This is a genomic window from Paenirhizobium naphthalenivorans (assembly GCF_007992095.1).
GTDB lineage: Bacteria > Pseudomonadota > Alphaproteobacteria > Rhizobiales > Rhizobiaceae > Allorhizobium > Allorhizobium naphthalenivorans.
Window position 1 is genome coordinate 134540 of record NZ_BJZP01000005.1, and the last position, 19195, is coordinate 153734.

General features: G+C 62.6%; 16 protein-coding genes. 2 read left to right on the forward strand and 14 right to left on the reverse strand.

Features of this window, described 5'->3' with window-relative positions; translation table 11 throughout:
- Nucleotides 1-20: 20 nt before the first annotated feature.
- Nucleotides 21-1907, reverse strand: a complete 1887-nt coding sequence (locus RNA01_RS07180; protein WP_147179284.1) for an ABCB family ABC transporter ATP-binding protein/permease — start codon at nt 1905-1907, stop codon at nt 21-23.
- 135 nt (nt 1908-2042) lie between these two features.
- Complete coding sequence (locus RNA01_RS07185) at nt 2043-4052, reverse strand: LysM peptidoglycan-binding domain-containing protein (protein ID WP_170253388.1); 2010 nt, start codon at nt 4050-4052, stop codon at nt 2043-2045.
- 156 nt (nt 4053-4208) lie between these two features.
- Between RNA01_RS07185 and RNA01_RS07190 the strand changes: the two genes are divergently transcribed.
- Nucleotides 4209-4829, forward strand: coding sequence for an LOG family protein (locus tag RNA01_RS07190; protein ID WP_147179285.1), 621 nt, complete (start codon nt 4209-4211; stop codon nt 4827-4829).
- A 15-nt stretch (nt 4830-4844) separates the two neighbouring features.
- Here the strand turns inward: RNA01_RS07190 and rarD are convergent, their stop codons facing one another.
- From rarD to cysS, 7 genes are all read right to left on the reverse strand, one after another.
- The gene (gene rarD, locus RNA01_RS07195) at nt 4845-5753 is read right to left on the reverse strand and encodes an EamA family transporter RarD (protein ID WP_147179286.1); all 909 of its coding nucleotides are present in this window, start codon (nt 5751-5753) and stop codon (nt 4845-4847) included.
- A gap of 166 nt (nt 5754-5919) precedes the next feature.
- A complete protein-coding gene (cimA, locus tag RNA01_RS07200) occupies nt 5920-7536 on the reverse strand; it encodes a citramalate synthase (protein WP_147179287.1) in 1617 nt (538 codons plus the stop codon).
- A 44-nt stretch (nt 7537-7580) separates the two neighbouring features.
- Nucleotides 7581-8546 (reverse strand): prolyl aminopeptidase, encoded by a 966-nt coding sequence (pip, locus tag RNA01_RS07205; RefSeq protein WP_147179288.1) that lies wholly within the window; start codon nt 8544-8546, stop codon nt 7581-7583.
- A gap of 2 nt (nt 8547-8548) precedes the next feature.
- Complete coding sequence (locus tag RNA01_RS07210) at nt 8549-9040, reverse strand: GFA family protein (protein WP_147179289.1); 492 nt, start codon at nt 9038-9040, stop codon at nt 8549-8551.
- 3 nt (nt 9041-9043) lie between these two features.
- Nucleotides 9044-9508 carry a GFA family protein gene (locus RNA01_RS07215; protein WP_147179290.1) on the reverse strand — a complete coding sequence of 155 codons (465 nt, stop codon included), beginning with the start codon at nt 9506-9508 and terminating at the stop codon, nt 9044-9046.
- Between the two features lie 126 nt (nt 9509-9634).
- Nucleotides 9635-10117, reverse strand: coding sequence for a GFA family protein (locus RNA01_RS07220; protein WP_147179291.1), 483 nt, complete (start codon nt 10115-10117; stop codon nt 9635-9637).
- Between the two features lie 102 nt (nt 10118-10219).
- Nucleotides 10220-11704 (reverse strand): cysteine--tRNA ligase, encoded by a 1485-nt coding sequence (gene cysS, locus RNA01_RS07225; protein ID WP_147179292.1) that lies wholly within the window; start codon nt 11702-11704, stop codon nt 10220-10222.
- A gap of 407 nt (nt 11705-12111) precedes the next feature.
- On the opposite strand from cysS, the gene RNA01_RS07230 reads away from it, so the two are divergent.
- Nucleotides 12112-13371: a GGDEF domain-containing protein gene (locus RNA01_RS07230; protein ID WP_147179293.1), complete on the forward strand. Its 1260-nt coding sequence runs from the start codon at nt 12112-12114 to the stop codon at nt 13369-13371.
- Nucleotides 13372-13431: 60 nt separating this feature from the next.
- On the opposite strand, the gene RNA01_RS07235 is transcribed toward RNA01_RS07230, so the two are convergent.
- The 5 genes from RNA01_RS07235 to alr all read right to left on the reverse strand — a co-directional run bounded on the left by RNA01_RS07235 (nt 13432) and on the right by alr (nt 19166).
- Entirely contained in the window at nt 13432-14172 is a 741-nt protein-coding gene (locus RNA01_RS07235) for an SDR family NAD(P)-dependent oxidoreductase (protein ID WP_147179294.1), read from the reverse strand.
- 20 nt (nt 14173-14192) lie between these two features.
- Entirely contained in the window at nt 14193-15683 is a 1491-nt protein-coding gene (gene purF, locus RNA01_RS07240; protein ID WP_147179295.1) for an amidophosphoribosyltransferase, read from the reverse strand.
- A 127-nt stretch (nt 15684-15810) separates the two neighbouring features.
- A complete protein-coding gene (locus RNA01_RS07245; protein WP_147179296.1) occupies nt 15811-16407 on the reverse strand; it encodes a CvpA family protein in 597 nt (198 codons plus the stop codon).
- A 90-nt stretch (nt 16408-16497) separates the two neighbouring features.
- Nucleotides 16498-17901: a DNA repair protein RadA gene (gene radA, locus RNA01_RS07250; RefSeq protein ID WP_147179297.1), complete on the reverse strand. Its 1404-nt coding sequence runs from the start codon at nt 17899-17901 to the stop codon at nt 16498-16500.
- Between the two features lie 101 nt (nt 17902-18002).
- Complete coding sequence (gene alr / locus RNA01_RS07255) at nt 18003-19166, reverse strand: alanine racemase (RefSeq protein WP_170253389.1); 1164 nt, start codon at nt 19164-19166, stop codon at nt 18003-18005.
- Nucleotides 19167-19195 lie beyond the last annotated feature (29 nt).

The following is a 19195-nucleotide window of genomic DNA, read 5'->3' on the forward strand; positions in this document are numbered from 1 at the left end:
GTCGAAATCCCGGATAACCCTTAGGACGCCGGGGGTTTGCGCACCACGATGCCGAGTTCGTCGCTCTCGCGGACCTGGCGCAGGTGTTCTTCCGCCTGGGTGGCTTCGCGTTGGCGATTCCACATCGAGGCGTAGAGTCCCTTCTTCTCCAGCAGCGCGGTGTGGGTGCCGCGCTCGGCGATCTCTCCGCCCTTCAGGACTATGATTTCGTCGGCGCCCACCACGGTGGAGAGCCGGTGGGCAATCACCAGCGTGGTACGGTTTTTCGACACCACGTCGAGAGCTGTCTGGATCTCCTGTTCCGTCGTGGTGTCGAGTGCGGAGGTGGCCTCATCGAGAATGAGGATGGGCGGGGCCTTGAGCACTGTGCGGGCGATCGCCACACGCTGCTTTTCTCCGCCCGAGAGTTTCAGCCCACGCTCACCGACCTTGGTCTGGAAGCCGTCCGGCAGATCGTGGATGAAATGACCGATCTGCGCGACCTCTGCCGCCTGCCGGATTTCGGCATCGCTGGCGGACGGACGACCATAGCGGATGTTATAGGCGATCGTGTCGTTGAACAGGACCGTGTCCTGCGGCACCATGCCGATGGCCGAGCGCAGGCTTTTCTGGGTTACGTCGCGCACGTCCTGCCCGTCGATCGTGATCGATCCCTGCTGGATGTCGTAGAAACGGTAGAGCAGGCGCGAGATCGTCGATTTGCCTGCACCCGACGGCCCGACCACGGCGACCGTCTTTCCAGCCGGCACCTCGAACGACACGCCCTTGAGAATCGGTCTTTGCGGATCATAGGCGAAGTGCACGTCTTTGAAGATGATGGCGCCCTGCGCTATGGCGAGATCGGTGGCACCCGGCTTGTCGACCACCTCGGCATCCACTTCCAGCAGGTCGAACATCTGCTCGATGTCCGTCAGCCCCTGGCGGATTTCGCGATAGACGAAGCCGATGAAGTTGAGCGGCACAGAAAGCTGCAGCAGCAATGCGTTGACGAAGACGAAGTCGCCGATCGTCTGCTCGCCGCGGCTGACCGCAAGCGCCGACATGACCATCATCGCCATGGTGCCGAGGCCAAAGATCACGCCCTGGCCGAAGTTCAGCCAGCCGAGTGAGGTCCACACCTGGGTGGCGGCCTTTTCGTAGCGGGCCATGGAGGCGTCGAAACGGCTCGCTTCCATCTCCTCATTGCCGAAATACTTGACCGTCTCGAAGTTGAGCAGCGAGTCGATGGCCTTGGTATTGGCATCGGTGTCGCTTTCGTTCATCGACCGGCGGATACCGATGCGCCAGTCGCTGGCCCGGATGGTGAACCAGATATAGGCAGCGACAGTGACCGCGGTGACGGCAAGATAGGAGAAACCGTATCCCCACCAGAAGATCGTCGCCGTCAGCAGGAATTCAATGAAGGTTGGAATGGAGTTGAGGATGGTGAAGCGGACGATCGTCTCGATGCCCTTGGTGCCGCGCTCTATGATGCGCGATAGGCCACCCGTCTTGCGCTCCAGATGGAAGCGCAGCGACAGCTTGTGCATGTGGACGAAGGTCCGATAGGCGAGCTGACGCACCGCATACTGACCGACGCTGGCAAACAGCGCGTCGCGCAACTGATTGAGCCCGACCTGAGCAATGCGGGTCAGATTGTAGAAGATCACCAATGCCACGGCGCCGAGCAGGAAGGCGGGCAGGATGCCAGCCATGTCTAGCTTGCCGTTCAGAGCATCTGTGGCCCACTTGAAGAAGTAGGGGACAAGGATCAGCACCAGCTTTGAGATGATCAGGAAAACGGTTGCCCAGACGACCCGCATCTTCAGGTCCAGGCGATCGCGTGGCCACATATAGGGCCAGAGATTGACCAGCGTGCCAAGGGGGTTGCTGCTGTCCGCCGAAACCGTCTTCTTCTTTTCAGCCATTCGCATCGCCCCCGAGAACCTATTCAGTGCCAAAAGGCGGCGTCTCTGTCAGAGCCGCCGCCTGCTGGGCAAATAGGCCTTCGGCTTGGCCAATGCAACGTCGTGGCGGAGAAAACTACATCTCCCGCCTTGCTCTTAGTTGATCTGTTCGCCCTTCAGCCGCTTACGATGGATTGCCTCCGCATCGGGCAGGGCTTCTGCCGGTACGGTAAAGACCTGGCCGGGTTCGATAAGATCCGGATTTCTGATCTGATCGGCGTTGGCGAGATAGATCGTCGTGTAGCGGACGCCTTGACCATAGACGCGGCGGGAGATTTGCCACAGCGTGTCGCCGCGACGGATGATAACGCTGTTACGGCTCTCGGTGAGCGGCGCTTGCTCAATCGTCTTCGGTCCGCCGTCGGCTGCGGCCACTTCGGGCGATGTGGCCGGGGTGGGTGGCGCGCTCGCGGTGGCTTCGGCGGCGAGTGGGACCTCTACTGCCGGCGCGCGCGGTGCCAGAACTGCATCGATAAGGGCCGCGATCCGGGGCAGTTCCGCGCCGATGGCGTCGATCTCCCTTGGCAGGGCTTGAAGCGCGGCGAGCGCTGTTCCTGCCTTGGCGGCGGTGGTGCCGACGAAGCGGACCAGCGGTTCGGCTGCCGTGGCGGCCGGGCGGAAGTCGGCGATCGACTTGAGGCCGATCTCGGTTGCCGATCGGGCGGCCGCAAGCTCTTCGAGGGCCGGCTTTTTGCCATCGGCATAGAGTCCCTGCAGCAGGGAGAATGCCTGGGCGAGTGATCCACGCAGCCTTTCGAAGTCCGCCAGATCGACGGGCACCATGGCGCCGCCCCGCCCTGAAGCGGTCTGACTGTCCTGGGCGACGACGGAGACCTGCTCGCCTTCGGGCCGTTCGAACGGGACCGAGGTGCGCACGGCGACCGCGCCGCTGGCGTCAAGCAGTTCTGCCCGGATCACATGCGACCCGACCGAAAGGCTGACCTTGCCATCGACGACGAAGTGTCCGCTCACGTCCGTGACGACGGTTCCGATCAGCGTTTCGTCGGCAAAGCCGCGCACATTGCTGCCGGGCGGGGCCCTGCCTGCGACAAAGATCCGTTCGCCTTCGATCTCGACGGCGGTCACCTGTATTTCCGCCTGCTGGCTCAGGCCGGGCGGCGAGGTCGAGCTGTCTTGTGTCGCTACAGGTTCATCGGCATTCGATGTGGTACCGCTGGCGGCGACGCGCTCCTGTTTGGCGCCCGAATTGATGCTCTCGGGCAGCGTGATCAGGCGGCTTGCCTCACCGGGCTTGGAAACCATGGCGAGCAGCTTGCCAGTCGAGTCGGTGGGAACGGAAATGGTCGCGACCTCATCCGACGTCACCATCTGGCCATCCTTGTCCGTGGCCCGAAGTTGCATGCTATGGTCGCCCGGCGGCAGGGGGGCATCGAGCACGGCGGCGAAATCACCGCTGGCATCGACCTCGAGCGAAGCAATGACCTTGTCGTCGGCGACAATCTCGAGCGTGGAGCCCGGCGCGGCGTTACCGGCAATCACCGTCGAGCCGTCTGGTTCGACGCGCAACACATCGAAGCGCGGCAGGTCGGAGGCCTGGCTCGCCTCGTTGGACGAGGCCGGAGGCACGGCGGTCGTCGGTTCGGGAGCCCCGGTCAGCGCGCTTTCGATTGCGGCGATCAGCCCGGCGGCCTTGGCCGGATCATCGGGAAGCGACTGAATGAGCGTGAGTGCCTTTGCCGCATTTTCGCGTGCTGTCTTCATCGCAGCCTCGAGCGTGGCGTCGATGCCAGCCGGAATGTCGAGGCCAGCCAGGGCCGAGACGGCGACACTGGCCACGCCCTTTGCCGTTGCAAAGGCGTCGGCGGCCGGAGTCCGGCCCTCGGCAAACAGGCCTTTCATCGTCGTGACCGCGGCGGTGGCCTCGCTCGTCAGTCGGCCCATCTTTTCGCTCGCTGACGTGGCGATGTCTTCGACCGTCGCCTGTGCCTTGCCATTCGCGTTCTTGCTTGTGTCAGCAGCCGAGTTGACGGCCTCGCTGGCGTTCCGCGTGTCCGGCGCGATGCGCGGCAGGACGAAGAACACCATCAGCAAGGTGGCAACGCCGAGCACCAACAGGGCCACCCAAACGGCGCGGTTTTTCATCATTGTTGGTCTCCGGGCGGAACAGCCGCTATAATCTAAGAAAATTGCTAGCCTTATCTTGCCGCTTTCACAAGCATTCTCAAGGGATTCGGTGAAGTGGCGAACAGGATTCGGTCAAATTTGTTGACCTCGCCGCCAGCTCATAGTCATGTTTCTGCCATGACTGAAAAAGCATCTTCGATTCGATCCGTCTGCGTCTACTGTGGCTCCCAGCCCGGACGCGATCCCGCCTATATGGCCGCCGGCCGCGCGCTTGGCCGTTCGATCGCCGCCAATGGTCTGCGCCTGGTTTACGGCGGCGGCACCAAGGGCATTATGGGCGCGGTAGCCAGCGGCGTCCTGTCAAACGGCGGTCTGGTTACCGGCATTATCCCCGAATTCCTGATGGATATGGAAGCCACACACCATTCTCTCGGGCAACTGAGCGAATTGATCGTGACCAAGGACATGCACGAGCGCAAGCACGCCATGTTCGAGCGGGCGGACGCCTTCGTGACGCTCCCGGGCGGTATCGGTACGCTGGAGGAGATCGTCGAGATCATGACCTGGGCCCAACTCGGCCGTCACGAAAAGCCGATGGTCTTCGCCAATGTCAATGGTTTCTGGGATCCAATGCTGGAGCTCATCCGCCACATGCGTGAGCAGGGCTTCATCCACACCGCGCACCGGGTCCAGCCCATGGTGATCGGCGAGATCGACGACATCATTCCGGCCATCCTCGAAAAGCTGGAAACCGTCGGTGGCCTCGATGGTGCCGAAGACCTTATCGCCAGGTTGTGAGCCCGCCAGTGAGCCTCAGCGCATGAACCGGCCGCTGATCATCGGCCAGGAATAAACGACCAGCGCGGCCCAGATCAGCGGGAAGGCGACCGCCTTGGCGCCGCTAAAGGGCTCCTTGAACACGTAAACGGCGGTGACGAAGATCATCGACGGCGCGATGTACTGCATGATGCCGATGGTCGACAGCCGAAGCAGCTTGGCTCCGTTGGCGTAGAGGATCAGCGGAATGGCGGTCACGAGCCCGGCGGACGCCAGAAGAATGGTATCCATCGTGTTGCCCATCAGGAAATGCCCCTCACCGGAGAGGGTGAGATAGATGAGGTAGCCAAGCGCGATCGGCGACAGCAGGAGCACTTCGAGCAGAAAACCCTGGTTAGGACCGATCGGCAGTGTCTTGCGAAAGAAGGCGTAAAAGCCCCACGATAAAGTGAGCGCGAGCGCCACGATCGGCAGCCGGCCCGCTTCGACCGTCAAGATCGCCACCGCGACCACGACCAACGCCAGCGCCGCGATCTGGGTGCGCTGCAGCCTTTCCTTCAATAGCACCGAGCCGAGCAGGATCGAAAAGAGCGGGTTGATGAAGTAGCCAAGCGCCGTATCGAGCGCATGATCCGCCCCAATCGCCCAGACATAGATACCCCAGTTGAGGCTGATCAGCGTTGCCGTCACCATTGCCATGCCGAGCATGCGCGGGTTGCGTATCGCCCGCTTCAGGTCATCCGTACGCTTGAGGATGATGAGCAGCAGGCCCGCCACGGGGACGGACCAAAGGATGCGATGCGCGATCACTTCGGCAGGCGACATATGCGCCAGCGCCTTCATGTAGAGAGGCAGAAAGCCCCAGAGAACATAGGCCGAGAGTGCGAACAGGAAGCCTCGGACGCTGTCTTCGTTCTTCTCCGCAGAGGCGATCTGCTCGGTCATGGGCGATCCTGATCTTTGTTTGAGCAGCGGAACTAGCGGATGCCTCGCGAATGGGCAAATTCATTCCGGTGAAGAATGGCTGATTGCTTTTGATGTATGCACCGAACACCCACGCCCGGCCGGGGGCTTCCCGCCCGGGGCGTTCCATGGCCTGCCGCAGCGATGGTTATTCCGCTGCGATCTTGCCCGCCAGCTGTCGGTTTTTCATCAGTTTGTAGACGACGGAATCCATCAAGGCCTGGAACGAGGCGTCGATGATGTTCTCCGACACGCCGACCGTCCACCAGCGGACTCCGGTGTCGTCGGACGATTCGATCAGGACGCGGGTGATGGCCTCGGTGCCGCCGTTGAGGATACGGACCTTGAAGTCGACCAGTTCGAGGTCATCGATTTCCGTCTGGTACTTGCCGAGATCCTTGCGCAGTGCAAGGTCGAGCGCGTTGACCGGACCGTCGCCCTCGGCCACCGACATGATAGGGGTGCCGTCGATGGCGAGCTTGACCACCGCCTCGGACACGGTCTTGAGATGGCCGTTGGCATCGAAGCGGCGCTCGACCATCACGCGAAAACCCTCCAGCGCGAAGAAATCCGGCACCGTTCCGAGCGTTCGGCGTGCCAGGAGTTCGAAGCTCGCGTCCGCGCCCTCATAGGCATAGCCGCCGGCTTCGCGCTCCTTGACGATGGAAATCAACTTGTCGAGGCGCGGATCCTGCTTGTCGACCTCGATGCCGCGGCGCTTCAACTCGTTGATGAAATTGGCCTTTCCGCCCTGGTCCGAGACCATGACCTTGCGGAAATTGCCGACGCTTTCGGGCTCGACATGCTCGTAGGTGCGCGGGTCCTTCAGCAGCGCCGAAGCGTGGATGCCGGCCTTGGTGGCGAAGGCGGAGGCGCCGACATAGGGGGCCTGATGATCGGGTGAGCGGTTGAGCAACTCATCGAAGGCGTGGGACAGGCGTGTGAGCTCAACCAGTTTGTCGGTGTTGACCGCTGTATCGAAGCGCGACGCATAGGTCTCTTTCAGACAGAGCGTCGGGATGATCGTCACCAGATTGGCGTTGCCGCAGCGCTCGCCGATACCGTTCAGCGTGCCCTGGATCTGGCGTACGCCGGCTTCCACGGCGGCGAGCGAATTGGCGACCGCCTGTCCGGTGTCGTTATGGGCGTGGATGCCAAGTGCGGAACCGGGCACGCCGGCGGCGATTACCGCCAGAACGATGTCGCGGATCTCCGGCGGCTGCGTGCCGCCATTGGTGTCGCACAGCACGACCCAACGCGCGCCGGCTTCATAGGCGGTCTTTGCGCAGGCGAGGGCATATTGCGGATTGGCCTTGTAGCCGTCGAAGAAATGCTCGCAATCGACCAAGGCCTCCTTGCCCGCGGCAACCGCGGCTTCGACGCTCTCGCGGATCGAGCCGAGGTTCTCCTCGTTGGTGCAGCCGAGAGCCACCTTGACGTGATAGTCCCAACTCTTGGCGACGAAACAGATCGCATCGCTGTTGGCTTGCAGAAGTTGGGCGAGACCTGGATCGTTCGAGGTGGAGACGCCGGCCCGCTTGGTCATGCCAAAGGCGACAAAGCTGGCCTTCTGCGTGCGGTTTTGCGAAAAAAAGGCTGTGTCTGTGGGGTTGGCGCCTGGATAACCGCCCTCGACATAGTCAAGGCCGAATGTATCCAGCATGGCGGCGATGGCAATCTTGTCCTCGACGGAAAAATCGATGCCCGGCGTCTGCTGACCGTCGCGCAGTGTCGTGTCGAAGAGATAGATCTTTTCGCGTGTCATGCTTTTGTCTCCACAGGCTTTCTGTTTTCCGCCATGAACGCGCTTCATGCGTTCTTCTTGCCGGCGAACCGGTCGGTTGCGCGGATCAGCTGGTCGAGAATGCCGGGTTCCATATAGGCATGGCCGGCGCCCTCGATCAGGTGGAAATCGGCCTTCGGCCAAGCCTTGTGCAGGGCCCAGGCATATTTCGCCGGGCAGGGCATGTCGTAGCGGCCGTGGACGATGACGCCCGGAATATCCTTCAGCTTGTCGGCATCCCGGAGCAATTGTCCTTCCTCCAGCCAGCCGGCATGGACGAAGAAATGGTTCTCGATCCGGGCAAAGGCGATCGCATAGTCGTCCCCGCCGAAATGGGCGGCGTATTCCGGGTTGGGCAGCAGCGTGATTGTCGCACCTTCCCAGGTGCTCCACGCGATTGCGCATTCGAGCTGCTTCTTGCGGTCGGAGCCGGTTAGATAGCGGCGGTAGGCGCCCATCATGTCATGGCGCTCGGCTTCGGGGATCGGCGCCTGGAACAGTTCCCACCGGTCCGGGAACATTTCCGAGACACCAAACTGGTAATACCAGTCAAGCTCGCCCTTGGTTAGCGTGTAGATGCCGCGCAAGACGAGTTCGGAGACCCGGTCCGGATGGGTTTCGGCATAAGCGAGCGCCAGCGTCGAGCCCCAAGAGCCGCCGAACACCAGCCATTGCTCGACGCCCATCAGCGCGCGCAGTCGCTCGATGTCGGCGACCAGATGCCAGGTGGTGTTGGCGTCCAGGCCGGCGTGCGGGGTTGATTTGCCGCAGCCGCGCTGGTCGAACAAGAGTACGTCGTAGAGCTTCGGATCGAACAGGCGCCGCTGTGTCGGGCTGCTTCCACCGCCCGGGCCGCCATGCAGGAACACGGCAGGTTTGGCGCCCTTGGTGCCGACGCGTTCCCAGTAGATGGTGTGTCCGTCGCCGACGTCGAGGAAACCCGTCTCGAACGGTTCGATCTCGGGATAGAATCCACGCAATTCAGTCGTCATGGTCAATCCTTTGCCAGCGGCCAAGCCGCCGTATCATGGTCGGGATGCTGGTGATTGCTCCGGGCGATCCGATTGTTGCCATCCGGCATGTCGGAGCGATCCGTCGCCTTTTCCGGAAGCGAAAAAAGCCTGTCGAAATAGGAAATCCGCGCCTCCACTCCGTCCTGCGATACGGGCATGGTCGCTTCCGGCTTGTCGAGGCTGCCGATTGTCACACTGACATAGGGCGAATCGACGGTCTTGAAGAAAAGCGGCGTGCCACACCGGTCGCAAAAGCCGCGGCGGCAGGGATCGGATGAGGAAAACCAGCGCGGATCGCCGCGTGTGATCTCGAATCGCTCCATGCGGCACCCTGCCAGAGCCATGAAGAAATTGCCTCCGGCCTTCTGGCACATGCGGCAATGGCAGAGATGCGGATAGCCGAGCGTGCCAGCGATCCGGTAGCGAACCGCGCCGCACTGGCATCCACCGCTATGACTCAGCGATCCGCTCATTGCTTAATCCTCTTCGGGCGGCCAGACCGCCGTGTCGTGATCGGGGTGTTGGTTGGAGACCACCGAGGCGAAAAAGGCTTCCATCTCCGGCGACGTTGCAGCCGGTTTCTCGAACAGATGGTCGATCCACGGCAGTCGCTGGTCGTGATTGACCTGCACCTGTGGCTCGAGCAGTGCCGGATGATCAAAGGCGCCAATCGCAAGCTCGATATGCTCGCCAGCATGGTAGGTGAGCGGCGTGCCACACTTGTTGCAGAAGCCGCGCTTGACCTTGGCCGAGGAGCCAAACAGCGACGGCTGGCCGCGTGTCCAGGTCAGATGCGCCTGGTCGGCCGTGACGAGCGCACCGAAGAACGAGCCGAAGGCCTTCTGGCACATACGGCAATGACAGATCGACGGGCGTCCAAGCTTTTCCGCCCTGAACCTGACCGCACCGCATTGGCATCCGCCGGTGAATACACCTTCCATCTCTTGCCTCCTAGTGCAGGGCCACGTAGGCGACGACGCCGGCCGTCACCAGGACGACGAGGATACCCTTGCCGATCAGCCCGTAGAGCAGCCATTTCGGCATCTGCGTATTCGGGTTCCTATCAGTCATCCTTCGTTCTCCTTCGGCCAAACGCCGTCCGTGTCGTGGTCGGGGTGCTGATAGGAGACGATTTCCAGCACGAAGGGTGCGGCTTGCGCGTCGTCTTCCGTACGGTGGCCGGGCAGTTCGGCGAGGTGGTCGACGAAGTCGATCTTGCCCTCGGTGCCGAACTGGATGGTCGGCGGCAGAAGCGACGGATCGTCGAAAGCGCCCGCGGCGACCGCGATCCCGTCCGGCGCCTCATAGGTCAACGGCGTGCCGCAATGGTCGCAAAAGCCGCGCGAGACGAAGTTCGAGGAGCGGAATTTTTTCGGTGTTCCGCGCGTCCATTCCAGCTTGGCGCCCCGTGCCGAAACGAGCGGTGCGTAATAGGCGCCAAACGCCTTCTGGCACATGCGGCAATGGCAGATGGAGCTGTCCTTCAGGGTCCCGGTAACCCGGAAGCGGACAGCGCCGCACTGACAGCCGCCGGTGTAAATAGTGCTCATGATCGACCTCCACAGATTGACGGCGCGGCATCCCGGTCTCCCCCCATGTGGAGGAGAAGCCCGGCAGGACGGAGGAGGGGATGCAGCGGCTGAAGTGCCATCCTAACGCTTGACCTCCCAGGTGGTGACCCGCTCGCCGGTTTCCTTGTCTTTGCCGTCCTTGAGCTGGATGCCCTTGGTGAGAAGATCGTCGCGGATCTTGTCCGCCTCGGCGAAGTTCTTCGCCTTCAACATTTCGAGGCGCATGTCGACGAGGGCCTGGACGGCGGAGGAGAGGTCATCGCTCAACGCCGTCTTTTTCGGCTCTATGCCGAGCAAGGCGGCGCTTGCGGCGAACACGCAGGCCTTTGACGGATCGCTGTTGGCTGCCTGCGCCAGCGTGTGCAGTGCCTGGACAGCCGCCACCGTATTGAGATCATCCGCCAGCGCGTTGAGGATCGAAGCATCGGGTGTCGCATCGCCGGCGTCTGCGAGCGGCCATTTTGCCAGAAGGCGTTCCGCCTCCTCCAGCCGCTTGACCGAAAAGTCGATCGGCTCGCGGTAGTGTGTCATCAGCATGGCAAGTCTCAGAACCTCGCCGGGCCATTTGCGCCCGCCGAATTTTTCCGTTTCCAGCAGCTCATTGATGGTGACGAAATTGCCCTCCGACTTCGACATCTTGCGGCCTTCAACCTGAACGAAACCGTTGTGCATCCAGACATTGGCCATGATGTCCGTGTCATAGGCGCAGCAGGACTGGGCGATCTCGTTCTCGTGGTGCGGGAAAATCAGGTCCAGCCCGCCGCCATGGATGTCGAACTGGTGCGGGCGCGCCTTGGCCTTCGGCGAAAGCCTGTCCTTGATTTCCTCCCACAGATAGCGGTCCGACATCGCGGAACATTCGATATGCCAGCCGGGACGACCGTGGATCGAGACCGTCTCGCCCTCGAAGCGGTATTCGGCGGTCCAGCCGGGCTCGGTATCGGCCGATTGCTTCCACAGCACGAAGTCGGCCGGGTTCATCTTGTGCGCTTCGACCGCGATCCGGGCACCGGCCTGCTGGTCTTCAAGCCTGCGCTTGGAGAGTTGACCATAATCGGCCATGGAGGCAGTGGAAAACAGCACTTCGCGCCCACCAGAGCCGCTTGCCACATAGGCATGGCCCTGGTCGAGCAGCTGTTGGATGATGGCGATCATTTGCGGGATGTTATCGGTGGCGCGGGGCTCGACCGTAGGCTTGAGGCAGCCCAGTGCCGCCACGTCGGCATGGAACTGGCTCTCCGTCTTGCCGGTGACGGCGCGGATGGCGTCGTTCAGCGTCATTGAACCGTTGGTGATCTGCGCGCCGAAATCGCGCAAGGCCCGGGCGTTGATCTTGTCGTCGACGTCGGTGATGTTGCGCACGTAGGTGACGTGGCTCTCGCCATAGACATGGCGAAGCAGCCGATAGAGCACGTCGAAGACGATGACGGGCCGGGCATTGCCAATATGGGCGAAATCGTAGACCGTCGGGCCGCACACATACATGCGCACGTTGTTGGGATCGATCGGTTCAAAATCGACCTTGTCGCGCGTCAGTGTATTGTAAAGCTTGAGGCTTGCCGCCATTCCTGTCTCCCGATAGCCAACACGTCCGGCTGGGCCGGGTCGTTTGTCATCTGGGACTTGGGTCAGGAGACGAAAACGGCCAGGCCAGCGATGCGCTAGCGAATAATGATCCCGCAAATGCAGATGGTCGTTTTCATGGGCGTTGTTATGGCGCGCCGGCCGGGATTGGTCAAGGGGGCGAGGAGGGCCGTGCTCGGTCCGCGCGTGCGTCTATCTTGGATGGACACTGGTGCGGAGCGCGCATTCAGCCGCCGCTTTTTGGTCATGCCGAACGTCATCTCGCGTCGAAAAAAGGGCGGAGTGTCCAAGCCTGCTTTGGATCGAGTTCCCGCGGACGGTAAGGAATTGTAAAGGCTAACGGCTTTACGCTGCGACTATTAGGTCAACGGACGGGCGCTTCATTCCATATGGACCCACTGCTGCATCTTCCGACGATCATGGTGTTCCACGCCTGCTCGACGCTGATCTCCGCCCTGGTTATCGGCAATCTCTGGCGGCAGCGACCGCACAGCACTCTTCTCGGCATTCTGACCCTGGCTGCGGCCATCGCCTTCTTTGCCACCATCATGCACGCCATGCGGTCGATCGTGCCTTTCTGGATGTCGGCCGGCGCGGCGCTCGGCGCCGGCGCCTTGTCGCTCGGCCTATTGTGGCAAGCGATTGTCGTGTTCGAGGGGCGGCGTCCCAATTATCTCCGCGCCGCCATGGGCGCCGTGATCTGGGCCGTTCTCTTCCTCCTGCCGGTCTTCCAGGCATCGATCACGTTGCGCACCACCGTTATCTCGCTGATCATGGGAACCTATTCCATGCTCGCCGGTCGCGAAATCTGGCGCGGAAGACGGCGCGAACCCTTGGCCTCGCGCAAGCTGGCCGCTGGCGTTCATTGCGCCCGCGGCGTGATCTGGTATGCGGTCCTGGCCGCGAGCCTTCTGCTTGCGCCGGCCTATACGGCGCCGGGTCACTACGCCCCCTGGTTCGTGCTCGCGTCTCTTGCCCAGGCGCTGCTGATCATCCTGTCGATCATGACCCTGATGATCCTGGCGCTGGAGCGCGAAGAGCGCATCAGTCGCCTCGCGGCGGCGCGTGATCCGCTGACGAATGTCCGCAATCGTCGTTCCTTTGTGCTCGAGGCTGAGGCGATGCTGGCGCGCAATGGTGGCCCGGCGGCCCTGCTGCTGTTCGATATCGATCATTTCAAACAGATCAACGATACGCACGGCCACGCCACCGGAGACAAGGTTCTCTCCGGGTTCGCCGCCATGCTCGACGCGCGCACGCAGGCGGACTGGCTCTTTGCTCGCATCGGCGGCGAGGAGTTCGCTTGCCTGATCCCGAACCGATCCGCCGAGGAAGGAGCGAACATCGCAGAGACAATGCGACGGGCCGTAGAGGAGCTTCATAGAGAGTTCGACAGCGGTCTTGTGGCCGTGACCGTCAGTATCGGCGTCGCCGCCTCCAATGACGTGGCGGCGGGCCTGGATTCGCTGTTCGCGGCCGCCGACGTCGCCCTCTATCAGGCGAAGGGCGAGGGGCGAAACCGCGTGCGTTGCTTCAGTCGCGATTTCGTATTGCTTGATGACCGGCCGAATGACGGTGGTTATCCGGTCGCTGCCAATAAGGCACAAGTTCCCGCCGCGTTGCCGTTCAGGATCAGTCGTCAGGCCTGATCGCTAAGGCACGTGCGCCGGCGGCAAGTATGCCATCGCAGTGGGGCGAATTGGCCCGCTTTATTCCGGCATCCGGTAATCGACGAGCTTGTTTTCGCGAACGACGAAAAGCTTGCCGGTTTCGGTGAGTGCGGGGCCGCAGAGCGGCAGCAGCTTGGCGGCGACTTCCGAGGGATGTGGAACGGTGTTGGGATCCTCGCCCGGCATGGCTTGGGCGCGCATGGCGGTCCGCGTCGGGCCTGGATCGATCGAGACGATGCGAAGCGGCAGGCGCTGGGTTTCACCTGCCCAGGTCCGGGCCAGTGCCTCGACCGCGGCCTTGGAGGCGGAATAGACGCCCCAGAACGGCCGGCATTTATGGGCGGCGGCGGATGAAAGGATCAGCGCGCGGCCGGCGTCGGATTTTACCAGCAGCGGCTCAAGCGAGCGAATGAGGCGCCAGGTGGCGGTGACGTTGATGGTCATTGTCTTCTCGAACACCTTTGCCTCGATGTGACCGATCGGCGAGATCACGCCGAGAATGCCGGCATTGGCGACGAGGATGTCGAGTTTGCCCCAACGCTCGTTGATCGAGGCTCCAAGCGCGTCGATCGCGTTCATGTCGGCGAGATCGAAAGGCACGAGCGTGGCGGTGCCGCCGACAGCCTTGATTGCGTCGTCGAGTTCCTCAAGGCCGCCGACGGTGCGGGCGCAGGCGATCACGTGGGCGCCGGCCTTGGCGAGCTCCAGCGCGGTGAAATAGCCGATACCGCGCGAGGCGCCGGTGACGAGCGCGATACGGCCCTTCAGATCAACTGTCATCGTATAATAATCCTTGAAGCTCAGCCGTGGGTGGCCAGCATGGAAACCTTGCGACCCATCTTCTCGCCCTCTTTGTCGAGGAGGCGGGTCGGGTAGTCGCCGGTGAAATAGTGGTCGGTGAACTGCGGCGCAGCCGGGTCGCGTGGCTTGCCGCCGACGGCTTGGTAAAGCCCGTCGATTGTCAGGAAGGCGAGCGAATCGGCGCCGATATATTTCGCCATCGCCTCGACCCCGGAATACTGATTGGCCAGCAGCTTATCGGCGTCCGGCGTGTCGATGCCGTAGAAGTCCGGATGAAAGATCATCGGCGAGGCGACGCGGATATGCACTTCCTTGGCGCCAGCATCACGAATCATCTGGACGATCTTCAGCGAGGTGGTGCCACGCACGATCGAGTCGTCGACCAGGACAACGCGCTTGCCCTCGATCATCGCCCGGTTGGCGGAGTGCTTGAGTTTGACGCCGAAGGCACGGATCTGCTGGGTTGGCTCGATGAAGGTGCGGCCGACATAATGGTTGCGGATGATGCCGTATTCGAAGGGAATGCCGCTCGCCTGGGCGTAACCGAGCGCAGCCGGCGTGCCGCCGTCCGGTACCGGCACGACGACGTCGCCGTCGCACGGGGCTTCCTTGGCCAGATTCATGCCCATGGCTTTGCGCGTCTGGTAGACGTTACGGCCACCGACCACGGAATCGGGGCGGGCGAAATAAACGTATTCGAACAGGCAGAGCCGTTCCGGCTGCGGCTTGGCCGGCTTGCGGGCATCGATGGTGATCGAACCATCCGGCTGGATCTCGCAGATGATCACCTCGCCGTTCTCGACGTCGCGGACAAATTTCGCACCGATGATGTCGAGTGCGCAGGTCTCCGAACAGAAGATCGGCTTGCCGTCGAGTTCACCCATCACCAGCGGGCGGATACCGATCGGGTCGCGCGCGGCGATCAGCTTGGTTCGGGTCATGGCCAGCATCGAATAGCCGCCTTCCATCTGGCGGATGGCGTCGATGAAGCGGTCGGCGGTTGAGGAGTGGCGCGAGCGGGCGATCAGATGCAGCACGACCTCGGTATCCGAGGTCGACTGGCAAATGGCGCCGGTGGCGATGATCTGGCGGCGCAACGTCAGGCCGTTGGTGAAATTGCCGTTATGGGCAATGGCGATGCCGCCCTCCTCGAGTTCGGCAAACAGCGGCTGCACGTTTCTGAGCGCCACTTCGCCGGTGGTCGAATAACGGGTATGGCCGATCGCGGACGATCCCGGCAGCTTCGCCAGCGTCGTAGGATTGGTGTAGTGGTCACCGACCAAGCCCATGTGCTTTTCGGTGTGGAATTGCTTGCCATCGAAGGAGACGATGCCGGCCGCCTCCTGGCCGCGATGCTGTAGCGCATGCAGGCCAAGTGCAGTCAGTGTCGCCGCATCGGTGTGGCCCAGAATGCCGAACACCCCGCATTCCTCATGGAGTGTGTCGTCCTCGAGACTCCAATTGGAACCGGAAAAATCAGACTGAGACATGGAAGCAGGCCTTTGCTCGATCGGACAGATGTGCCGGGACGGCTTTAACACGGAAGCCGCCGGTCTGTCCTGATCCGGCGGCGTCCGCTTGTGGATTTCAAGGGCGCGGCCGAAGGCCGCAGCCCGGTCAGTTGTTGGCGGCCGGGGCGTCTTCCGCCGGAGCCTGATCTGCTGGAGCTTCGGCGGCCGGTGCGTCGGCCGCGGGTTCTTGCTTGCCAAGGATGCGGGCGCGGATCTGTGGCTCGATGTCGTCCGGCAGCACAGCCTCGAGTTTGAGAACCAGGGTGTCGAGGAAGGGCTTGGACTTGGCGTTGTTGACCCAGTCCGGGCGATGCTTGACGTCGACCAGCCAGTTCCAGAAAGCAACGGCGACGACGAGAAGCAGAATGCCACGGGCCGCGCCGAACAGGAAGCCAAGCGTGCGGTCGAGCGCACCGATCCGGCTGTCGATGATGAGGTCGGCGATGCGGCTGGTGATGAACGAAATGACGATCAGCGCGATCAGGAAGATAGCGCCGGCCGACCCGGCCATGGCGATGCGGTCGTCGCTGGTATAGTTCTTCACATAGGGAAGCAGGACCGGGTAGAGATAGTAGGCGGCGGCAATCGCGCCGGCCCAGCTGGCGATCGAGAGCACTTCGCGGGAAAACCCGCGCACCATGGCGAGCACGGCGGAAAACAGCACGACCCCGATGACAATACCGTCGAAAATTGTAATGGGCATAAATACCAACTCCAAGACTTGCCGGCCAACGCCCGCTTGATTGCCATCGCGACCGGGCCGTCTTCAGCCGGCCGGGCGCGCCGGATTGGATCAGTCGCCGGCCTCTTCCGTGCGTGCTTTCAGCCGGGAACCGGCGATCCGCGCCACGAGATCGGGCAGGCTCTCGATTTCACTCCACCTTCCCATCGCCCCCTTCGGAAGTTCCGGCGAGGCGGCGGGTAGAACGGCGGACGAAAAGCCGAGCTTTTCCGCTTCCTTCAACCGCTGGGCCGTGTGTGCGACCGGACGCACGGCCCCTGACAGGCTGACTTCGCCGAAATAGACGCAATCGGCCGGAAGGGCAAGACCGGCCAGTGACGAAACAAGAGCCGAGGCGATCGCCATGTCGGCCGCCGGCTCAGAGATGCGGTATCCACCGGCGACATTCAAGTAGACATCGTGCTGTCCAAGGCGCACTCCGCAATGGGCCTCAAGCACGGCGAGGATCATCGCAAGCCGCGACGAATCCCAGCCAACCACGGCGCGACGCGGGGTGCCGAGCGCCGTCTGCGCGACGAGTGCCTGCACTTCGACCAGCACGGGACGGGTTCCCTCCATGCCGGCAAAAACGGCGGCTCCCGGCGCCTTCGCATTGCGCTCCCCGAGAAAGAGTTCTGAAGGGTTGGCGACTTCGCGCAGCCCTTTGTCCGACATTTCGAATACGCCGATCTCATCGGTGGGGCCGAAACGGTTCTTCACCGTGCGCAGGATGCGGTAGTGATGACCACGATCGCCCTCGAAATAAAGCACGGCGTCGACCATGTGTTCGACGACGCGCGGACCGGCGATCTGGCCGTCCTTGGTGACATGGCCGACGAGAACCATGGTGGCGCCGGTCTGCTTGGCAAAGCGGATCATCGCCTGCACGCCGGTCCTCACCTGGGTGACGGTGCCGGGGGCAGAGTCGGCCGTGTCGCTCCACAGCGTCTGGATCGAATCGATGATGACGAGGTCGGGACGCTTGCCCTCGGAAATGGTGGCGAGGATGTCCTCGACATTGGTTTCGGCGGCAAGCAGCACGTCGGTCTCGGCTGCGTGCAGGCGCTGCGCCCTGAGGCGCACCTGGGCGACCGCCTCTTCGCCTGAAACGTAGATGACGCGATGCCCCTTGCGCGACAGGGCGGCGGCGGCCTGCATCAGGAGCGTCGACTTGCCGATGCCGGGGTCGCCGCCGATCAGCACGGCGGAGCCGCGCACGAAGCCGCCGCCGGTCGCGCGGTCGAGTTCATCCATGCCGGTCGGGATGCGCGGCGCTTCCTCGATCTCGCCGGACAGTGAGGTGAGGGTGACCGGGCGCCCCTTTTTCGGCACCTTGCCCGGCCCGGAGCCGATGCCGCCCATCGGGTCCTCTTCGACGATGGTGTTCCACCCGCCGCAGCCGTCGCACTTCCCCGCCCAGCGGGTATGAACCGTGCCGCAGTTCTGACAGATGAATTGGGTCTTCGCTTTCGCCATCCTGAGAATTCCCGCGTCCGCGCGAAGGGCGGAACAAAAAGTGAATATTGATCTCTCAGTTAGGAGAAATCGCGGGAATGTGCAAGGCGCCGGCGAATATCCTACAGCGCGTCGATATAGCGCCGCTCGTAGCGCAGGCCGAGGCTTGTCAGCAATTCGTAGCCGATCGTGCCGGCCGCGCGCGCCACATCGTCGAGTGCCACGTTGCGGCCGAACAGCTCGATATAGTCTCCTGCCGCGATTGCGTTCCTCGGAACGTCTGTCACGTCGAAGATCGTCAGGTCCATGGTCACGCGGCCGGCGACCGGAACCTTGTGCCCGGCGATATAGCCATAGGCGCCGACGATCCCGGTGTTGCGCACGGCAACCCCACTGCCGGAAAGCGAGCGCAGGTAACCGTCGGCATAGCCGGCGGAGACTATGGCGAGGCGACTGTCGCGGGCAAGCTTGCAGGTTCCGCCGTAGCTGACCGTCTCGCCGACCTTGGCGTCACGGATCTGCAGGATGCGGGCCTCGGCCGTTGCGACCGGGCGCATGGGGTTCTTCGCTCCGTTGACCGCCTCACCGCCGTAAAGGGCAATACCGGGGCGGGTGAGGTCGAAGTGGTATTCGGTGCCGAGGAAAATTCCAGCAGAAGCCGAAAGGCTTGAATCAATGCCTTCGAAAGCGTCGCTAACCCTGCGGAAAACCTCCAGTTGCTGGCGGTTCATCGGGGATTCCGGATCGTCGCCGCAGGCGAGGTGGCTAAGGATCAGCACAGGCGAGAAGCTGGCTGGCCGTGACACGTCGTCGGCGAGCGCCAAAGCGTCTTCGAGCGACAGGCCAAGGCGATTGAAGCCGGTGTCGACATGGAGCGCGCACGGGTGGTCACCGCGCTCGGACACCGTCGACATCCAAAATGCCAGCTGTTCCTGCGAGGCGATGACCGGTACCAGATCATTGTCGAAGAAAACATCTTCCATGCCCGGCCAGATGCCGGAGAGCACGAAAATGCGCGCTTCCGGCGCGTAGGGCCGAAGCGTGGCGCCCTCGGCAGGCACTGCGACGAAGAAGTCGCGCGCGCCGGCATGATAAAGGGTCTGGCCGACATCCTCGGTGCCAAGGCCGTAGGCGTCCGCTTTGATCACGGCGGCGGTGCGGGACTTGCCCGAGCGCTTCGCCATGTCACGCCAATTGTCGGCGAGCGCGGAAAGGTCGACGGTCAGCCGCAATGGCGCGGCGAGGAATTCTTCGGAAGCATCAGTCAGATCGAAGGCGGCAGACATTTTGAAATTGGAAACCACATATCAGTGAA

Coding starts and splice junctions, on each gene's coding strand:
- rarD (WP_147179286.1), bottom strand. CDS start 5,753: ATGACCGAGCAGATCGCCTCTGCGGAGAAGAACGAAGACAGCGTCCGA.
- radA (WP_147179297.1), bottom strand. CDS start 17,901: ATGGCGAAAGCGAAGACCCAATTCATCTGTCAGAACTGCGGCACGGTT.
- RNA01_RS07215 (WP_147179290.1), bottom strand. CDS start 9,508: ATGGAAGGTGTATTCACCGGCGGATGCCAATGCGGTGCGGTCAGGTTC.
- RNA01_RS07230 (WP_147179293.1), top strand. CDS start 12,112: ATGGACCCACTGCTGCATCTTCCGACGATCATGGTGTTCCACGCCTGC.
- cimA (WP_147179287.1), bottom strand. CDS start 7,536: ATGACACGCGAAAAGATCTATCTCTTCGACACGACACTGCGCGACGGT.
- RNA01_RS07190 (WP_147179285.1), top strand. CDS start 4,209: ATGACTGAAAAAGCATCTTCGATTCGATCCGTCTGCGTCTACTGTGGC.
- RNA01_RS07185 (WP_170253388.1), bottom strand. CDS start 4,052: ATGATGAAAAACCGCGCCGTTTGGGTGGCCCTGTTGGTGCTCGGCGTT.
- alr (WP_170253389.1), bottom strand. CDS start 19,166: ATGTCTGCCGCCTTCGATCTGACTGATGCTTCCGAAGAATTCCTCGCC.
- RNA01_RS07180 (WP_147179284.1), bottom strand. CDS start 1,907: ATGGCTGAAAAGAAGAAGACGGTTTCGGCGGACAGCAGCAACCCCCTT.
- RNA01_RS07210 (WP_147179289.1), bottom strand. CDS start 9,040: ATGAGCGGATCGCTGAGTCATAGCGGTGGATGCCAGTGCGGCGCGGTT.
- RNA01_RS07245 (WP_147179296.1), bottom strand. CDS start 16,407: ATGCCCATTACAATTTTCGACGGTATTGTCATCGGGGTCGTGCTGTTT.
- purF (WP_147179295.1), bottom strand. CDS start 15,683: ATGTCTCAGTCTGATTTTTCCGGTTCCAATTGGAGTCTCGAGGACGAC.
- RNA01_RS07220 (WP_147179291.1), bottom strand. CDS start 10,117: ATGAGCACTATTTACACCGGCGGCTGTCAGTGCGGCGCTGTCCGCTTC.
- RNA01_RS07235 (WP_147179294.1), bottom strand. CDS start 14,172: ATGACAGTTGATCTGAAGGGCCGTATCGCGCTCGTCACCGGCGCCTCG.
- pip (WP_147179288.1), bottom strand. CDS start 8,546: ATGACGACTGAATTGCGTGGATTCTATCCCGAGATCGAACCGTTCGAG.
- cysS (WP_147179292.1), bottom strand. CDS start 11,704: ATGGCGGCAAGCCTCAAGCTTTACAATACACTGACGCGCGACAAGGTC.